The sequence below is a fragment of the Niallia yueguangensis genome, assembly GCF_052663115.1.
Window position 1 is genome coordinate 18,570 of record NZ_JBQTCX010000023.1, and the last position, 17,790, is coordinate 36,359.

A 17,790-nucleotide genomic window follows, 5' to 3' on the forward strand; every position below is an offset into this window, starting at 1 on the left:
TACTAAAAAAGCTGTTGACGTCATAATCGTTGACAGTTTTTTTACATTATTTTTGATTTTTTTGTAACTTTTTTAATTGTTATTCGTTTCTATATATGAAGAAGTTAATATTCTTTATCGTAAATGAATAAAGGGGATGTAGGATAATATGTGGATTACAATATTTTTACTACTGATCTTTTCTATCATACAATATCGAGATATAGCGCATCCTAAGGAACCCCAATTAACAAGAGTGGATATTGCCAATCAACAAGATGAAGGAAATAAGATGATAGTAGACGATCATACGTTAACGGAACTACAACATGTTTGGGACAATGCTTTATGGGAACAGTCAAAAAGAAATATGTCGAGAGTAGAGGATGTGGATATTCAGCTCTTTTATGAATACAGATCAGATTTTCCTAAGAGTATTGAACAGTACAAAATATGGTTTTCCGTTAATGGAAGTACAGAAATAATCAACCCAATCGATCATACATACGTAAAATTAGAAGGAGAAAAAGCAAAAAAGGTGAAAAATATTCTTCTGAACAAAACGGTTGAAAAAACAACATAAGAGCAATTCATATAGTAATAAATAGCTTACTCTTAAATGCAAAATGACAAGAAAACGATCTTGCTTTAAGATAGATGTAAAAAGAAGGGGAAAATGAAAAATTGTTTTTTTATAGAAAAAGTATAGATAAAAGAATAGTGCATCCTATAAGAGAAGAGATTTATGAAATTGCTTATCTATTAACAGGAAATCAAACAAAAGCACACCAATTAATGCAATCCGCTCTTTATAAAGCAAATTATTCATTATTAAAAATAAAAGAAGAAGCTTTTATACATAATCTTTGGAAAGATTACAAGATACTAATTAAAACAGATGCTTTAACACCTAATCCGAATCCATTCGATAAAATGCCATTATTAAAAAACTTGCATCATCTTTCTGAAATAGAAAAAATGGTCATTATTCTTCGTTATCATAAAGAATATCCAATCAAAAAAATAGCAAAAATCCTTTCTCTATCAAGACAAAAGGTAAGAAGCAAGCTCTTTCACTCAATTCCAATATGGAGTGGGGAAAACACAGCGATTTCTTTAGCACAGCTACCGGGGGTTTTTCAAACTGAAATTGCTAGGTTAGAAATACAGCTTGATGTTAAAGAAGTTCATATCCTTAAAATAAAAACATCTTCCAAAAAGAAATTCTATTATATGTGTGCGGGTATTTTAGTATTTTTAATTTTAGGCGGCAGCATGAATGATGCTACCGTAGATAAAACAAGGGCAAGTGCAGGACCTGATATTGTTAAAATTTATAAAGAAGGTACACTATTACAGATTATCAACCAAAAATTACACGATCTTGGTTTTTCGGAATGCTATTTGAATCGAGATTCTTTGTCCCATACAATTTCTATACAAACAGATAGTTTAAAAGTAAAAGATAAACAAGAGCAAATCATTTCGGCAGTTTCAGCCATATTAGATGCAAGACTTATAGATGATGCAGTCCAATTTGAATATTTTGAGTCATCCGAAGAAGGAGAAACAATAGAGGAAAACGAAGATCCGTTCATGAAAAAACGACAAGGACCTGAGGGTGAAATTTGGGTGGAAGTAAATCGAAAACTAATGTTTGCCGATGACTATTCTTCGGCTGATTTTGATGGGGATAAATGGATTTTAACGGTGCCGGATAATATCAGCGATGAACAAGAAGAAACAACGCGCAAGACAATACAAAAGATATTAAACAAATATCAAGAAAACACGGACGTCACCTTTCAATTTTATAATAAAAAACAAATAGATAGCATGCAAAGATGGTATTCACTTCTTGATTATATATCAGAAGGACTAGCCAATGACGAAAAATATCGATTTAATGAATTGATGATAGATTACAAAAATGGAGTAGTCCAATTAAATATTACGACCACCTTCTTTTCTGACGAAAAAGGACATGAATCGATAGTTCGAGAAATAAAAAGAGGCATTACGACATTTTTACAAGATAAAGAAATAAAAAAAATCATTAAAAAGGATAAGTATTCCATAAATGTACTAGCAACATCAGGGGAAAAGTTAGAAGGAGAATAACCAAGATGTAGACAGAGAAGTTGTCTACATCTTAACCTATTATTTATATGCTTTATTTTTTTCTTCTAAAAACTCGCCAAGTTCATCATCGTATTCAACATGATCATCAGTCGTGTACATATCGTCTTCATCTTTACTGAAATTAAATAAGTTTATTAATTGTTTAATCATCTCAAATCATCCTTACGTATTATTGCTGTTTTATTTGTTTCATAATTAGAATTTCCGCAAGCACTAATCCTTATACGAGCAATAAGAAATTAATTTTAAGAAGAACTGAATGAAGGTATACATCATAGGAAAATCGGCAATAATGTGTGGATGTTAATGAATAGATGTTTTAGCAAGTGCTCAAAAGGAGGAAAACCTGTGCGGGAAGGTTGAGGCACGAAAGTCACGAAGAGATTTGCCAGCTAAGTTTCCGGACTTTTTGAACAACCTCTTTTATGGTAAAATATATTCAATAGTCAAGATATATGGACTAAAATGCAGGTAAAGGCAGTGGAGTGGATTGACAAAAAAAGAAAAGGTCATTGTTTTGATAGGTCCAACAGCTGTTGGTAAGACAAAACTCAGCATAGAATTAGCGAAACGCTTTAATGGGGAGATTATTAGTGGTGATTCTATGCAAATATATAAAGGAATGGATATAGGAACAGCCAAAATAACAAAAGATGAAATGGAAGGAATTCCACATCATCTAATTGATATTATCCATCCAGAGGATAGTTTTTCTGTTGCCGAATTTCAAACGTTGGTAAGAGAAAAAATTTCAGAAATTACGAATCGTGGGAAAGTGCCATTTATAGTAGGAGGAACAGGTCTTTATATTCAATCTGTACTATATGATTATCATTTTCAGGAAACACCAACAGACAGTGCTTATCGAAAGCAGATGGAATCTTTAGCAGTAACTGAAGGTTCGCAAACAGTGCATGCTTTATTAGAAAAAATAGACCCTGATGCCGCATATTCGATTCCACATCAAAATGTGCGTCGTGTTATCCGAGCGCTTGAAGTATTTCACGTAACTGGAAAAAAAGCGTCAGACTGGCAAAAAGAACAAAGCAAAGATCTATTATATGATGCAGAAATAGTCGGATTAACGATGGATCGAGAACTTTTATATAGCCGCATAAATGAACGAGTAGATATCATGGTATCAGCGGGACTTGTGGATGAAGTAAAAAATCTTTACAACCGAGACATAAAAAATTGTCAATCTATTCAAGCAATCGGTTATAAGGAATTATATAAATATTTTGACGGCTTACTTTCTTTTGATGAGGCCATTGAAGAATTGAAACAAAATTCAAGACGTTATGCCAAAAGACAATTAACTTGGTTTCGTAATAAAATGAGTGTAAAATGGTTTGATATGACAGATAGTGTAAAACATGATAACATACGAAAAAAAATAATGGAAATTTCAACCTATCTGGAAGGAAGCTTTAAAGAAATATAGAATACATAGTATTAGAGAGAAAAGAGGAGGATTTTCATGAAGCAATCTGTTAATATTCAAGATCAATTTTTAAATCAACTACGAAAAGACGGGATAAGTGTAACAGTATTTTTATTAAATGGATTTCAAATTCGAGGATCAATAAAAGGATTTGATAATTTTACCGTTTTATTTGAATGTGAAGGAAAACAACAATTAGTATATAAACATGCAATTTCGACGTTTTCACCATTAAAAAATGTGCAAATTGATTTAGAAGGAAATCAAGCATAATGAAGAAAAACTCCACGTATCATGATACGTGGAGTTTTTTATTGGAAAAGGGGCTAGAGCTTCGCCAACTTTAATGGAAAAAATACGAGTAACGGTACTCTGTAGTTTGTTTTTATCCTTATTAAGATTGGAGTGGCTTCGCTCACGCCGCCTTTATTAGGTTTGAATCTGCTTTTTCCTTGTTAGATGGTCAAGTATCCATATGAGTTTTTGTGAAAAAAATGAACTCCGTTTAAATAGTATTTTTAATAAATAGGGCTAATCGTGAATATAAATAGATATGGGGCAGAAAATCGTTTCGTTATATTTGTAGCTGTAGGCTTAATGTTCAAGGGGAAGAAAGCATAAAATCTTTGAACTTAGTCGAGTGTCAAGCTCCGGCGCCTCGCTTTTCTAGTAATATTAGAATTTTTATCTAAAAGTTAGATGGATGTCTAGCTCCGACATACAGGATGTATTAGTGCCGGCGTAGCCACAGGGCGTGGCGCATTTAGCCGGCCAGCGCCTAGCCCTTGTGAAAAATAACCTCATGCCTCTAAAAGTAAAAAACACTTTTTTGAGTCATGAGAACATTTTTCTTCAGGGCTGAACAAGGCGCTTCTGCTTTTCTTATAGTATCAGAATTTATAAGTTTTAAGTTAGATAACTGTCTAGCTCCAGCGCCTATCGCCTATCGTACTTCAGGTCTTCTCCCTACGATAAGTCAACATCGATTCGCTTACGCTCTTCGTGTTTCCTTTATCTCAGTCGAAGCCCCTCCAGTCCGTACGGCGATAAACAAGGCGCTTGCGCTTTTCTTACTAGGAGGTGTGGCTTTTGGAACATCCAATAAGGATGAAAAATAATGGACAGATTAGTGTTGTGATTAATTCGCAAAAAAAGAAGGTTCAACCGAGACAGCTGCCAGAAGCGAAAACAATCCCTAAAAAAATTCCTAGTGAACATGCTGCACTGAAGGAAATTGAAGAGGAATTAGGAAGCCTTGTTGGCATGGATGAAATGAAAAAAATGATTAAAGAAATATATGCATGGATATATGTGAATAAAAAAAGAGAAGAAAATGGCCTGAAAGCAGGAAAGCAAGCACTTCATATGATGTTTAGAGGGAATCCGGGAACAGGAAAAACAACGGTTGCAAGATTAATCGGCAAATTATTTCAGAAAATGAATGTTCTTTCAAAAGGTCATTTAATAGAAGCGGAGAGGGCTGATTTAGTCGGAGAATATATCGGCCACACCGCACAAAAAACGAGGGATTTAGTAAAAAAGTCTTTAGGAGGCATTTTATTTATTGACGAAGCTTACTCTTTAGGCAGAGGCGGAGAAAAAGATTTTGGCAAAGAAGCAATCGATACGCTTGTGAAGCATATGGAAGATAAACAACATGAGTTTATTTTAATTCTCGCCGGTTATTCAAGAGAAATGGAATTTTTCTTATCATTAAATCCTGGTCTTCATTCCAGGTTTCCTCTCGTAATTGACTTCCCCGATTACACGACTGAGCAATTAATGGAAATTGGCCATCGCATGTTGGAAGAAAGAGAATATACATTAAGTCATGAAGCAGAAAAAGGCTTAAAAGAACATTTGAATTATATCCAAACGGTACAGCATCCGAAAACATTTTCTAATGGGAGATATATACGGAATATCATCGAAAAGTCGATAAGAGCACAAGCGATGCGCCTGCTCATGCAAAGCAATTATGATCGACACGAATTAATGACAATCAGAAGTAACGATTTAGTATTTGATCAGAAGGAAAAAGGATAAATCGTATAGAAATAGATATAAATAGATATAAATGACACTAATGAAATGATTAGTGTTTTTTTTTGTCACCAGGAAATTATAAACGAAATGGGATTGTGGATAACTTGGCGGTTGTGTCCGCATCCAGCTCCAGCGCCTAGCTCTTGTGAAAAATAACCCCATGCCTCTAAAAGTAAAAAGCACTTTTTGAGTCATGTGAACATTTTTCTTCAGAGCTGTTCAAGGCGCTTGCGCTTTTGTTCCGAAAGGCTGTTTTCTATAAGTTTGTTGTTTTGAATAAAATAATAAACACGGATGAAGCACTGAGCAGCCTGAATACACGTAGACTTCTGCTTAGAAAAGCGAGAAAGACGAGAACCCACAGGAGCATAGCGACGAGGAGGCTCGGCACTCGTCCGCGGAAAGCGAAGTGTATTCAGGCTGCGGGTTAAATAACAACAATCTATACGAAAACAGCTTAAGAAAAGAAAAAATGAATATAGGTTTTTGTTGGATATTGTCGATTTAATAAGATGTTGTATTAAAATGATTAATTGATGATAAGATAGACTCCATTAGGAAAGAAAACGTTTTTTTGTTATAATAAACTGCAAGAGTAATATGGAAAGAAGGTTTGTTTATTGAAACAAGCGAAAGAAAAAGTAATACTCGTGGGCTGTCAAACAATTGAAGATACAACAAGATATGAGTATTCAATGGAAGAGCTTGCAAGTTTAACTGAAACAGCAAATGGAGAAGTAGTTGCATCCCTTATTCAAAACCGTGACCGTATCCACCCGTCTACTTATATTGGGAAAGGGAAAGTGGAAGAATTAGAAGCACTTGCAGAAGAATTAGAAGCAGATATTATTATTTTTAATGATGAGTTATCTCCTAGTCAAATTCGTAATCTATCGAAAAATATAGAAGCGAGAATTATTGATCGCACCCAGCTAATTTTAGATATTTTTGCTGGCAGAGCCCGTTCAAAAGAAGGGAAGCTGCAAGTAGAATTAGCGCAGCTTCAATATTTATTGCCTAGATTAGGCGGCCAAGGTCTTGCGCTTTCAAGATTGGGAGCAGGAATTGGAACGAGGGGACCAGGTGAAACGAAACTAGAATCAGATCGAAGACATATACGTCGAAGAATTGATGATATTAAATCACAGCTGAAAGTAATCGTTCAGCACCGTGATCGTTATAGGGAAAGAAGAAAAAAAAATAAAGCATTTCAAATTGCCCTTGTCGGATATACAAATGCAGGGAAATCGACTTTGTTTAACCGGCTGGCAGAAGCAGATTCTTATGAGGAAGATATTTTATTTGCAACCCTCGACCCAATGACAAGAAAAGTTATTTTACCAAGTGGATTTACTGCATTAATAACGGATACGGTTGGTTTTATTCAAGATTTGCCGACCACATTAGTAGCTGCGTTTCGATCGACATTAGAAGAAGTGAAAGAGGCGGATCTATTGCTGCATGTCGTGGATATGTCGAATGAAGAATATTATCAACACGAAGAAACGGTGCACAAACTGTTAGATGATTTAGACATGCCTCCCGTTTCTCAATTAACCGTTTATAATAAACGAGATTTAATGCATAAAGAATTTGTGCCGACCAGTAAAACAGAAAGTATTGTGATTACTGCATTAGATAAAGAAGACCGGAATAAATTGAAACAAAAAATCGAAAAGCTGATGATCGAGAAGATGGATTATTATGAAGTCGACGTTCCTGCAAGTAATGGGAAACTACTATCTCAATTAAAAAACGAAACCATTTTACGCAGTTTACTGTTTGATGAAGATAAACAGCACTATATTTGTAAGGGGTATGTGTTAAAAGAACATGCCCTTCAAACAAAATTGGTGTAATATAACAGAATTTGAATGGAGAAACAGATGTACGAACATTTATCATTTGGGCAGAAGCTTCAATCGCTAGTAAAAGAAGTGGAACAGCAAATAAGCCCTGTTCATAAACAAATAGAAGATGCGATAGATGTAAATCAATATCGTGTATTAGCTAGTTTTCAACAGAATAAAGTAAGCGAGTCTCATTTTATTCCTTCAACAGGTTATGGATATGACGATTTAGGAAGAGATACGTTAGAAAAAATATATGCAGATGTTTTTGGAGGAGAATCAGGCTTGGTCCGCCCGCAAATTATTTCTGGCACTCATGCTATCAGTATAGCACTATTTGGCATATTGCGACCTGGTGATGAATTATTATATATAACTGGGAAACCTTATGATACATTAGAAGAAATAGTCGGTATTCGCGGGGACGGAGTTGGCTCATTAAAAGAATTTCAAATCGGTTATAAAAGTATAGATTTACTTCCAAGTGGAAAAGTAGATTTTGAGGCAATTGCAGCAAATATCAAACCAAACACAAAAATGATTGGCATACAACGATCGAAAGGATATGCAACGAGGCCATCTTTTACCATTTCAGAAATTAAAGAAATGATTCGCTTTGTAAAAGAGTTAAAAGAGGATGTCGTTGTGTTTGTAGACAATTGTTATGGGGAGTTTGTTGAGCAGCAAGAGCCGTGTCATGTTGGAGCAGATTTAATGGCAGGCTCCTTAATTAAAAATCCGGGTGGAGGGATCGCAAAAACGGGCGGTTACATCGTCGGAAAAAAAGAGTTTGTAAAAGCATGCTCTTATCGAATGACATCACCAGGGATTGGAGCAGAAGCAGGAGCATCCCTTAATAGCCTTCAAGAAATGTATCAAGGTTTTTTCCTTGCTCCGCATATTGTAGGGCAAAGTTTAAAAGGTGCTGTTTTTACTGCAGCCATACTGGAAAAACTAGGTATGAATTCCACGCCAAAATGGAATGTACCACGAACAGATTTAATACAGTCTGTTCAATTTGATGATAAAGATAAAATGGTAGCATTTTGTCAGGCCATACAATTTGCTTCCCCAGTAAATTCCCATGTTACGGCTTATCCAAACTATATGCCAGGGTATGAAGATGATGTTATTATGGCCGCAGGAACCTTTATACAAGGAGCAAGTATAGAATTAACGGCAGACGGTCCAATCCGCCCTCCATATGTTGCATATGTTCAAGGCGGGCTAACGTATTCCCATGTAAAAATTGCCGTATGCATGGCCATCAATCGGTTATTAGAACAAAAATTGATTAAAATAGATTAAAAATTTTTATTCGAATTCGCGTTGTTAACAAACAAAAGTTAGAAAGTATCACATAGGTTGACAACAATTCTTACCAAAACTATAATGAAATTGGGTAAATTTATATAAAAGGAGCCGAAAAACTATGTCTGGTAGTCAAATTCGTCGGTCGATGCCTCTATTCCCAATAAGTATTGTTATGCAGTTAACGGAGCTGTCCGCTCGACAAATTCGCTACTATGAAGAGCATGAATTAGTGGCTCCAGCAAGAACGGATGGCAATAGACGACTTTTCTCATTAACTGATATTGATACATTATTGGAAATTAAAGATTTAATCGATCAAGGAGTAAACCTTGCTGGCATTAAACAAATTTTCTCTGTTAAGGAAAAACAAGAATTAACAGAAGATGTAAAAAAAGAAGCAGAAAAGGCACGTCGAGAATTATCTGATGAAGATTTACGTAAACTTTTACGTAAAGAGTTATTAAATGCTGGACGCTTTAACAATTCTACTCGAACATCCATGCGACAAGGAGATATGACAAGATTTTTTCCGAGATAACTTAGAACTGACTGTATTTTAGGAGGAGAAAACATGGCTAAAAATTATACAAAAGAAGATATTAAACAATTTGCAAAAGAAAGCGATGTAAAATTTATTCGTCTTCAATTTACAGATATTTTAGGAACCATTAAAAACGTGGAAATTCCAATCAGCCAGCTTGATAAAGCATTAGAAAATAAGATGATGTTTGACGGATCATCCATTGAAGGATTTGTTCGTATTGAAGAATCAGATATGTATTTATATCCTGATTTAGATACATGGGTTGTTTTCCCTTGGACAGCGGAAAAAGGGAAAGTGGCTCGCCTTATTTGTGACATTTATAATCCTGATGGCACTCCATTTGAAGGAGATCCACGCAATAATTTAAGAAGAATTCTTAAAGAAATGGAAGCGCTTGGATTTACAAACTTCAATTTAGGACCTGAACCAGAATTCTTTTTATTTAAATTAGATGAAAAAGGGGCTCCAACACTTGAGTTAAATGATAACGGTGGATATTTTGACTTGGCACCTACTGATTTAGGTGAAAACTGCCGCCGTGATATCGTACTAGAACTAGAGGAAATGGGCTTTGAAATCGAAGCATCCCACCATGAAGTGGCTCCTGGCCAACATGAGATCGATTTTAAATATGAGGATGCTATTACAGCATGTGACCAGATTCAAACGTTTAAATTGGTCGTAAAAACAATAGCCCGTAAACACGGTCTTCATGCAACCTTTATGCCGAAGCCGCTGTTTGGAGTGAACGGTTCTGGAATGCATTGTAATTTGTCATTATTTAAAAATGGCGAAAATGCATTTTTTGATCCAACAAGTGAACTGGAATTAAGTGAAACGGCATTGCAGTTTATCGCAGGGATCATTAAACATGCAACAGCATTTACAGCAGTAACGAACCCAACCGTTAACTCTTATAAACGATTAGTTCCAGGCTATGAAGCACCTTGTTATGTGGCATGGTCTGCACGCAACCGTTCTCCGCTTATACGTATTCCGGCATCACGTGGCTTAAGTACACGTGTGGAAGTTCGCAGCGTAGATCCAGCTGCAAATCCATATTTAGCGATGGCGGCACTTTTAAAAGCAGGATTAGATGGAATCAAAAATGATTTATTCCCGCCAGCTCCAGTAGACCGCAATATCTACATCATGAGCAAAGAAGAGCGTATAGCAGAAGGTGTTGTCGATTTACCAGATACATTAGCAGTAGCATTAGACGAATTAAAACGAAATGAAGTCATGATCGATGCACTTGGTGAACACATTACTGCACATTTTATTGAAGCAAAAGAAATTGAGTGGGACATGTTCCGTACGCAAGTACACCCATGGGAGAGAGATCAGTACTTGGAAATGTACTAAGAACGGAATAGGTTGATATAACTGGGTTTTTAAGGATTAATAATCATGGGTGCGTACATGTGTTATTGTAGAAGAATAGCACACGCCCAGTAAACGCCCATGAATTCTTTTTAACCCAGTATATTACCCATATGATTTTCGTATTTATCTAAAGTATCTTTTTCTATTTTCTTTGATATATGCGAATATAGATCGACAGTGACTTGGTAGTTTTTGTGGCCAAGTCTTTTTTGTACGTATTCGATACTAGCTCCGGATTCAATTAGCAAAACTGCATGGGTGTCTCTAAGAGCATGAATAGGTATTTGCTGAAGATTTGCTCTAAGTAAGATTCTTTCCATCGCATTAAATAAACTTGACTTAGGCATAAAATTCCCATCGTTCCTGCAAAGGACTAAATTAAGATCATGTAAATAATTTTCTTTTAATGCTAATTTATTTTGATTCTGATAGTTTCTGTGAAAAGATAAATCATTGATTAATCCTTTTCGGATAGTAATAATCCTGTTTGATGTGAATGTCTTTGGATCACCAAAAAGATCGTCATCATCTTTAGCTTGAAAATCCAATGTCTTATTAATGTTTATTGTACCTTCTTTTAAATCAATGTCTTTCCAAGTTAGTGCAGCTGCTTCTCCTTTTCGCATACCTGTTTCCAAAAGTATCTTAAAGAATATCCAATAAATATAACCATATTGATATGCAGCTTGTAAGAACACTGGTATATTATCAGATTCCATGTACTCTAATTTCTTTTTCTGCTTTACTGGTTTAGGTATAGTGACTCCAACAGCAGGGTTAAATTCAATTTTTTTTAGCGTTACTGCCTTTTCCATTGCAGAGAAGAAGGTACCATGTATAATCTCTATAGTTCTACGACTATAATCTTTTTGGGCAAGTGACTTTAGAAACTTTTGATACATAATTGGTTTGAGTTCAATTAAATTAATTTCTTTGAAATAAGGTATTAAATGATTTTCAATACTGCGCTTATGAATGTTAAATGTATTCTTTCTTACATTCGGTTTCTTATATTCCATTAGCCATTCAATTAAAAGTCTTTGAGAAGAAGTTTATTATCAACTTCTAGACCACTCATTAGCTTCTTTTCATGCTCCTGTGCAGCAAATCTTGCTTCAGGTTTAGTTACGAATCCTCGTTTTGACTTTTCCTTTTGTTTTTTGGTAATTGGATCTTGGAAGGTAATTCGATATTCCCATTTCCCATCATTCCTTTTTCGATAACTAATAGCCATATAAATATTCCTTTCTTTAAAATTTTCCGACTTCTAAAAATGAATCACCTCCTTTAAGGAACGCATGTTCTGTTTTATGTTTAAAAAAATTTAGAGGTATAATGAGTGATTAATAGTTTCTCAGGTATACCATATTCAACAATTGCTTCGTGAAAAGATATCTCATCTGAAAAATCTTCATCGGAGAATAAAAGGTTTATAGCAAACATATTTGCTTCCATTTCAATTTTATCTGTTGAAAATAATGTGTGTTTCTTTAAAAAAGGAGTATTTGCATCTGGGTGTAGAACAGCATGTCCAAGTTCGTGAGCACCAGTGAATTTCTTTTGGTATTCATTAGCATTCTCGTTGATGTGCAAAACCTTAATTCTAAAGTGCCTGCTATAATACCCTAATGTATTCCCTAAGTTTTCAAATAAAACTTCAATGCCCAGTATTTCTGCAAGCTTAAAAGGGCAATTAGTTTTATGTGTTTTTTTCAATTTCTGAACCTTAGCAATAATCGACTCCATAGTAAACTCCTAATTACGATATTTGTTAGGTGTGAATTTTTGTTTAGCGATTCTTTTTGCAATTCTTAAAGAATTTTCTAATGATGAAAGTAATAATTCCCTATCTTCCTCATCCATATCTTCGATTGTTTCTCCATTGAAGTGAGCATATCCATTTTTTCCTTCTAATCCATCAATCATTTTTTGAAGTTCTTTTTGAATATCTTTCTCATCTTTTTCTGTTAATTCTGGATTAAAATCTTCAATCTTATTTTTATCTTCAACAATATCGCTCACATTAATATTTAGTGCAACTGCGATTGCCTTTAATGTATCTAGACTTGGGTTGTATCTATTTCTTTCCAAATCAGCTAGGTAAGAACGTGACATATTTGCTTTTTCAGCTAATTGCTGCTGTGTTAATTTTGCTTTTTTTCTATGCAATTTTATATTTTCACCAACAGTCATCTTTTTTACCCTCCGTATTTGTCGGTAATTCCGACTTGATATTTCTATTATATATAGAAAATGTCGGCAATACAATGTTTAAAATGACGGAAATACGAGTAATTTTAAGAAAAATGACGTGCATACCAGTGTTTTTCTTCTATTTGCTCAAATATGCTTAATTTTAAAGTTTTTTGGACTTTTACACATTGTCGTGAATACAATGCAATTCAGTTATACAAATTAAGAGTAACAACTGGAGGTGATAACATGTTAGACAAAAAAAAGTTAGGTGCTCTTATTAAAGCAAAGCGTAAAGAGAAAAAACTTACTCAAATCATTATTTCAGAAGAAACAGGCCTATCTAGAAACTACATCTCAGATATTGAGAATGGAAGATATATGCCAAGTACAGAATCACTATACAAAATAGCTTCATGTATTGACATGGATTTAAATGTGTTAAAAATGACGGAAATACAAGTTGTGGAGTGATTGAATTGATCAGTATCAACATTGATGAAAAATTTGTTGAACAGCAATTTCTCCAAGAGTTAAATAAAAGACTTCAAGAAATAGAAAATCGCTGTACTTTTTGGGACATGAAGGAGCTCATAAAACAAACCAACATGAGCGAGAACAGCATCAAAGATAAGTTTTTTTATGATAAAAGGTTTCCTAAACACAGAGTAGGAGGGAAGTGGTACTTTCCAGCAAGAGAAGCAGAACAATTTCTAATTATGTGAATTAAGGAACAACCGACTCAATAGGTGGTGATATTCATGCTCTTGGAGAAAGCTGAAATGTTTATTGAATTTTCAGTGCTTATGTACTCAAAAAACAGAATTAATATAGCAATTTGGGCAACTAAACAAAGTGAAATTTGCTTAGATAACCATTTAAAAGAAATCAAAAATTAGCAATTACTTTTTTTCAAACTTACTAATCAAAGAGCTGTTAACCGAGCCAATGACGGTTAGTGATAGAACTGATAGCTGAAAAGACGGTAGCAACGTCAATAAGTGTGGAAGGGTGAAATATATGAAAATCAAACCATCTGAATGGTTTCAATTAGAGCCGGCTGATCGATATATAAAGATTGTTAAATCATCTAAATATGCGAAAGGTGTGAAGTAAATGAATAACTATTTAGCAACTGATTTATCAGCATTAGAAGCAGTTGGAAATGGTGTTGTGTTGGAAAAAGTAAATGAAAGGGTGAAAGTAATGAACGCAGCACAAATGAGAATCAAATCAAAAGAAAATAGTCATAAAATCGCTGTATCAATGAAAGAGCAATTCATTATTCAAGCAAACAAAAAGATTGAAGAGAGAGCAAGCGAAGGTTATTTAAATGCTCTAATTCAAGTGGTTAATAATCCAACTTGGAATGAGTATTTTCTTACGGAAGTTGTAAGCATGCACTATACGAAATTAGGTTTCAAAGTAGAGGTTACACCATTTTTACTTTCATTAAACTTCAGAATATCGTGGGCGGAAGGTGATGAAACTTATGAATCTTGAACATCCGATGATCACTCGTATTAACGATACCGGCTATCCGTCAAAAGATATTGAACCAGTTGAAAAAGCAAGTGCTGGTACAGATTATTTCGGAAATGAAATCTTTGTTGGTGATGAAGTAGTGGTCCATAACGGAGAAACAATTTTAGTTGATAGTTTGGAAGATTACTTGATTGAAGTTTTGGAATTTGAATTTAAGAAAGCTGAATAGGAGGACAAGCTATGAAACAAGGTAAAAAACCAACTCGTCGTCAAAAAATGGTCATCGAATCAGCTGGATTAAACGTAGAAAATTGGCTTGTGTTTAAAAATGATGGTGATTATATCTCTTTAGTTCACAGGGGGACTGGCGATACTAGAAAGATTACAAAAAATTGAAAAAGACCCACTTGGCAGAGTGAATCTAATCAAACAGTACTACCTCAAAATAATCGTAACCATATTTTATGGTAAATACTTTGCAAAATCAAGAGGAGGTTATAAATTGCCATTTTTCTACACAGGTAATCGTACAGTCTATAGTCCTGAAAACACTAAATTGGAGCAGTTTTATAGCTTCCTAGAAAAGCATAACAGTATTTTTTCTGGAAGCAAGTTTTATGAAGAACTTTTAGATACGTATGAAAAATTAGATGACGAATTGAAGGAGGAAAAATAGTGAACGAACTATCTGAACAATTCAATCAGCAACAGCAACCTAGTGTTTTGGCTCATTCATCCAGTAGTCGTGAAATGGAGGAAGTGAAAGGGCAAATATTTATGGCTAAACAATTTCCACGTAATATTTTTGAAGCTGAGAAGCGCATTCTGGATAATTGCAAACGTCAAGCGTTAGCTGAACAAGCAGTCTATAGCTATCCACGTGGAGGAACTAAGGTAGAAGGTCCATCTATTCGATTAGCTGAAGTGTTGGCCCAAAACTGGGGGAACTTATCATTTGGAGTAAAAGAATTAGAGCAACGTGCTGGTGAATCAGTTGCTATGGCATATGCATGGGATTTAGAAACCAATGTAAGACAAGAAAAGATATTTACTGTTCCGCATTCTCGAAAAGCAAGAGGAAGTATTAAAAAACTTGATGATCCACGTGATATCTATGAGTTGGTTGCCAACCAAGGTTCCCGAAGGGTAAGAGCTTGTATTTTAAGTATCATCCCAGGGGACATAGTAGACAGAGCGATTGAGGAATGTAACCGAACCATGCAAGGGAATAATCCAAAACCGTTTAAAGAGCGTTTGAGTGCTGCATTAAAGATGTTCAAAGAAAAACACCGTGTAACACAAGAACAGATTGAAGAGCATTTCGGATATAACGTATCTGCTTTCACTGAACGTGATCTGAATGATTTAGGCAAGATTTTCAATTCCATTAAAGACGGCATGAGTAAAGTGGATGATTGGTTTGATAAAGCTGCCAAAAACAAAAAAGAGGGCAGCGGTTCCTTATCAGAGTCCTTTAAGGAAAAGGAAGAGGTGAAGTCTGATGACAAAGGAAAAGAAGACAAGCCTCCAGTTGAACAGGGAAAACTATCATTCGATTGAAGCTGATCGTGAATATATGTCAGTTTCCCAGTTTAAAAGCTTTGTAGAGTGCGAGGCACGGACAATGGCGAAGTTGAAGGGTGAATATAAACAGCCCTTCTCCAATGCCTTATTAGTTGGTTCTTATGTACATGCAGCATTTGAAAGTGATGAAGCATTCAAACAATTTGTTGAAGAAAATAACGGAGCAATTTTTAAGCCGCGAGGTGGTAAGTACTCTGACTTTGAAACAGCGGACCGTATGATTGAAACGATTAAGGATGATAAATTTGCTCTCTTTGCTTTAGAAGGAGAAAAAGAAGTTATCTATACAGCCAATCTTTACGGATCTCCTTGGAAAATTAAAGTGGATTCCATTAATCATAGCCGAAGTACCTTTTCTGATTTAAAAACAACACAAGACCTACATAAACGGTACTGGAGTACGAAATATGATGAATGGGTATCTTTTATTGAAGCATGGGATTATGTGCTACAAATGGCTATGTATAAACGGGTTATTCAAGAAAACTTAGGTAGGACTTACAACCCGTATATTGTGGCCGTTACGAAAGAAAGTCCTCCAAATAAAGCGGTTTTGCATTTTGATGAATCTCGTTTTGCTTTTGAGTATGAATATATAGAAATGAAAATGGAACGATTTTTACAACTTAAACAAGAAAAAGTCGAACCAATAAGATGTGGTAAATGCAATTATTGCAGAACGGTAAAAAAGCTGTCAGACACAATGGAAATTGGTGTGTTAATCCATGTATGACTATGACGTTCCTACTCATGTTGTTCTTCCAGAACGACTGTGGGAAGAAGCAAAGGATGCTGAACATCTTAAAGAACTTATTCTTCAATACATGCAGCGTTATCCACAACTTAAAGTTAAAACTGTTCATAACGGTATGGCAGTCTGCAAAAGAAAGTAGGTGAGACAATGCCCGAAGCCTTTTATTTTCCTGTACACACGGGACTCTTTTCACCTCGGCATAAAGAAAATATAGGTAACGCCTTATGGGAGTTTCTCTGGATGATCGCTAAGACAACAAAAGAAGTGAAGGATGATGAAGGAGAAACTTGGGGCATTGTTCTTGGTGGAAAACCTATAAAACTATCTGAAATTGCTGAGGACATTGGTACAAGTGAAAGGACAATCCAAAGAAATATTTCAAGGCTTAAAGATTATGGATATATACAATCTGTTAAAACACCATATGGGGATATTTTCAAAGTGAAAAATTCGAAGAAATTTTATAAAAACAGACATGACAAAAGTGTCGTGTCTGAGGAAAAGAGAGACGACAAAAATGGCATGTCTCTTAAGGAGAGACACGACAAATTTGGTAGAGAGACATGACAAAAGTGTCGTGTCTAATAAGAAAAAGAAAGATAAAGAAATAAAACATGATAAAGAAAACAACAACAAGATAAAAAAAGAAAACGAGGTTGTTATGGTGGAACAAAATCCATTTTTAGAATATGAAAAATCATTCGGTTTTCCATCACCAATGTTAATCGAAGAATTCAATTTTTGGATTGATAATGATAAATCATTTTTCCAAGAACCTGAAGCGATAATTTGCGAAGTGATTAAGGAAGCTAGGAAACATGTTCCTAATAATCCGCCTAGTTATGTGAAGGCAATTATTAAAAAGTATCACGATATGCAGCTATTTACTTTAGCAGATGTACAAGCCTATAACCGCAAGTTTGAAGAAAAACGAACTGGTAAAGCGAAACGGTCAATCTTTGAGCAAGGTGAAGAAAGCAAAAAAAGACAGGCTGCCATTCAATTCACGGAAGAAGATAAACAAAGGCTTATTGAAGAAATTCAGAATGATCCTGATTTGATATAAAGG

General features: G+C 34.9%; 23 protein-coding genes and 1 pseudogene. 20 read left to right on the plus strand and 4 right to left on the minus strand.

Annotated features, from left to right (window positions below; all coding sequences use genetic code 11):
* Positions 1–148 precede the first annotated feature (148 nt).
* Positions 149–562, plus strand: a complete 414-nt coding sequence (locus ACTYA4_RS17755; protein WP_443481610.1) for a hypothetical protein — start codon at positions 149–151, stop codon at positions 560–562.
* 101 nt (positions 563–663) lie between these two features.
* Positions 664–2,100, plus strand: coding sequence for a sigma factor-like helix-turn-helix DNA-binding protein (locus ACTYA4_RS17760; RefSeq protein ID WP_443481611.1), 1,437 nt, complete (start codon positions 664–666; stop codon positions 2,098–2,100).
* A gap of 39 nt (positions 2,101–2,139) precedes the next feature.
* Here ACTYA4_RS17760 and ACTYA4_RS17765 read toward each other — a convergent pair whose 3' ends face one another.
* A complete protein-coding gene (locus ACTYA4_RS17765) occupies positions 2,140–2,271 on the minus strand; it encodes a hypothetical protein (protein ID WP_443481612.1) in 132 nt (43 codons plus the stop codon).
* A 340-nt stretch (positions 2,272–2,611) separates the two neighbouring features.
* Between ACTYA4_RS17765 and miaA the strand changes: the two genes are divergently transcribed.
* The 7 genes from miaA to glnA all read left to right on the plus strand — a co-directional run bounded on the left by miaA (position 2,612) and on the right by glnA (position 10,684).
* Positions 2,612–3,565 (plus strand): tRNA (adenosine(37)-N6)-dimethylallyltransferase MiaA, encoded by a 954-nt coding sequence (miaA, locus tag ACTYA4_RS17770; protein WP_443481613.1) that lies wholly within the window; start codon positions 2,612–2,614, stop codon positions 3,563–3,565.
* Between the two features lie 36 nt (positions 3,566–3,601).
* On the plus strand, positions 3,602–3,838 hold the full coding sequence (hfq, locus tag ACTYA4_RS17775; protein WP_443481614.1) for an RNA chaperone Hfq: 237 nt from the start codon (positions 3,602–3,604) through the stop codon (positions 3,836–3,838).
* 816 nt (positions 3,839–4,654) lie between these two features.
* Complete coding sequence (spoVK, locus tag ACTYA4_RS17780) at positions 4,655–5,611, plus strand: stage V sporulation protein K (RefSeq protein ID WP_443481615.1); 957 nt, start codon at positions 4,655–4,657, stop codon at positions 5,609–5,611.
* 620 nt (positions 5,612–6,231) lie between these two features.
* Complete coding sequence (gene hflX, locus ACTYA4_RS17785; protein WP_443481616.1) at positions 6,232–7,470, plus strand: GTPase HflX; 1,239 nt, start codon at positions 6,232–6,234, stop codon at positions 7,468–7,470.
* Between the two features lie 27 nt (positions 7,471–7,497).
* A complete protein-coding gene (locus ACTYA4_RS17790) occupies positions 7,498–8,769 on the plus strand; it encodes a methionine gamma-lyase family protein (protein WP_443481617.1) in 1,272 nt (423 codons plus the stop codon).
* 124 nt (positions 8,770–8,893) lie between these two features.
* Positions 8,894–9,313: a MerR family transcriptional regulator gene (locus ACTYA4_RS17795; RefSeq protein ID WP_443481618.1), complete on the plus strand. Its 420-nt coding sequence runs from the start codon at positions 8,894–8,896 to the stop codon at positions 9,311–9,313.
* 33 nt (positions 9,314–9,346) lie between these two features.
* Positions 9,347–10,684 carry a type I glutamate--ammonia ligase gene (glnA, locus tag ACTYA4_RS17800; protein WP_443481619.1) on the plus strand — a complete coding sequence of 446 codons (1,338 nt, stop codon included), beginning with the start codon at positions 9,347–9,349 and terminating at the stop codon, positions 10,682–10,684.
* A gap of 110 nt (positions 10,685–10,794) precedes the next feature.
* Here glnA and ACTYA4_RS17805 read toward each other — a convergent pair.
* The 3 genes and pseudogenes from ACTYA4_RS17805 to ACTYA4_RS17820 all read right to left on the minus strand — a co-directional run bounded on the left by ACTYA4_RS17805 (position 10,795) and on the right by ACTYA4_RS17820 (position 12,898).
* A pseudogene (locus ACTYA4_RS17805) lies at positions 10,795–11,939 on the minus strand (site-specific integrase).
* Between the two features lie 80 nt (positions 11,940–12,019).
* Positions 12,020–12,451 carry an ImmA/IrrE family metallo-endopeptidase gene (locus tag ACTYA4_RS17815; protein WP_443481622.1) on the minus strand — a complete coding sequence of 144 codons (432 nt, stop codon included), beginning with the start codon at positions 12,449–12,451 and terminating at the stop codon, positions 12,020–12,022.
* A 9-nt stretch (positions 12,452–12,460) separates the two neighbouring features.
* A complete protein-coding gene (locus ACTYA4_RS17820) occupies positions 12,461–12,898 on the minus strand; it encodes a helix-turn-helix domain-containing protein (protein ID WP_443481623.1) in 438 nt (145 codons plus the stop codon).
* A 249-nt stretch (positions 12,899–13,147) separates the two neighbouring features.
* On the opposite strand from ACTYA4_RS17820, the gene ACTYA4_RS17825 reads away from it, so the two are divergent.
* The 11 genes from ACTYA4_RS17825 to ACTYA4_RS17875 all read left to right on the plus strand — a co-directional run bounded on the left by ACTYA4_RS17825 (position 13,148) and on the right by ACTYA4_RS17875 (position 17,787).
* A complete protein-coding gene (locus tag ACTYA4_RS17825; RefSeq protein WP_443481624.1) occupies positions 13,148–13,372 on the plus strand; it encodes a helix-turn-helix domain-containing protein in 225 nt (74 codons plus the stop codon).
* Positions 13,369–13,623, plus strand: a complete 255-nt coding sequence (locus tag ACTYA4_RS17830) for a hypothetical protein (RefSeq protein WP_443481625.1) — start codon at positions 13,369–13,371, stop codon at positions 13,621–13,623. The genes ACTYA4_RS17825 and ACTYA4_RS17830 overlap by 4 nt, the downstream gene beginning before the upstream one ends.
* A gap of 391 nt (positions 13,624–14,014) precedes the next feature.
* Complete coding sequence (locus ACTYA4_RS17835) at positions 14,015–14,401, plus strand: hypothetical protein (protein WP_443481626.1); 387 nt, start codon at positions 14,015–14,017, stop codon at positions 14,399–14,401.
* Positions 14,391–14,612: a YqaI family protein gene (locus ACTYA4_RS17840; RefSeq protein ID WP_445505773.1), complete on the plus strand. Its 222-nt coding sequence runs from the start codon at positions 14,391–14,393 to the stop codon at positions 14,610–14,612. Before ACTYA4_RS17835 ends, ACTYA4_RS17840 begins: the two co-directional genes overlap by 11 nt.
* A gap of 11 nt (positions 14,613–14,623) precedes the next feature.
* Positions 14,624–14,779: a DUF6906 family protein gene (locus ACTYA4_RS17845; protein WP_443481627.1), complete on the plus strand. Its 156-nt coding sequence runs from the start codon at positions 14,624–14,626 to the stop codon at positions 14,777–14,779.
* Between the two features lie 106 nt (positions 14,780–14,885).
* A complete protein-coding gene (locus tag ACTYA4_RS17850) occupies positions 14,886–15,059 on the plus strand; it encodes a hypothetical protein (protein WP_443481628.1) in 174 nt (57 codons plus the stop codon).
* Complete coding sequence (locus tag ACTYA4_RS17855) at positions 15,059–15,943, plus strand: hypothetical protein (RefSeq protein WP_443481629.1); 885 nt, start codon at positions 15,059–15,061, stop codon at positions 15,941–15,943. The genes ACTYA4_RS17850 and ACTYA4_RS17855 overlap by 1 nt, the downstream gene beginning before the upstream one ends.
* Positions 15,944–15,959: 16 nt before the next feature.
* Positions 15,960–16,700, plus strand: coding sequence for a PD-(D/E)XK nuclease-like domain-containing protein (locus ACTYA4_RS17860; RefSeq protein WP_443481722.1), 741 nt, complete (start codon positions 15,960–15,962; stop codon positions 16,698–16,700).
* Positions 16,693–16,860: a hypothetical protein gene (locus ACTYA4_RS17865; RefSeq protein ID WP_443481630.1), complete on the plus strand. Its 168-nt coding sequence runs from the start codon at positions 16,693–16,695 to the stop codon at positions 16,858–16,860. Before ACTYA4_RS17860 ends, ACTYA4_RS17865 begins: the two co-directional genes overlap by 8 nt.
* A gap of 101 nt (positions 16,861–16,961) precedes the next feature.
* Positions 16,962–17,288: an HTH domain-containing protein gene (locus ACTYA4_RS17870; protein WP_443481631.1), complete on the plus strand. Its 327-nt coding sequence runs from the start codon at positions 16,962–16,964 to the stop codon at positions 17,286–17,288.
* Positions 17,272–17,787 carry a DnaD domain protein gene (locus tag ACTYA4_RS17875; protein WP_443481632.1) on the plus strand — a complete coding sequence of 172 codons (516 nt, stop codon included), beginning with the start codon at positions 17,272–17,274 and terminating at the stop codon, positions 17,785–17,787. Before ACTYA4_RS17870 ends, ACTYA4_RS17875 begins: the two co-directional genes overlap by 17 nt.
* The last annotated feature ends 3 nt before the right edge of the window (positions 17,788–17,790 follow it).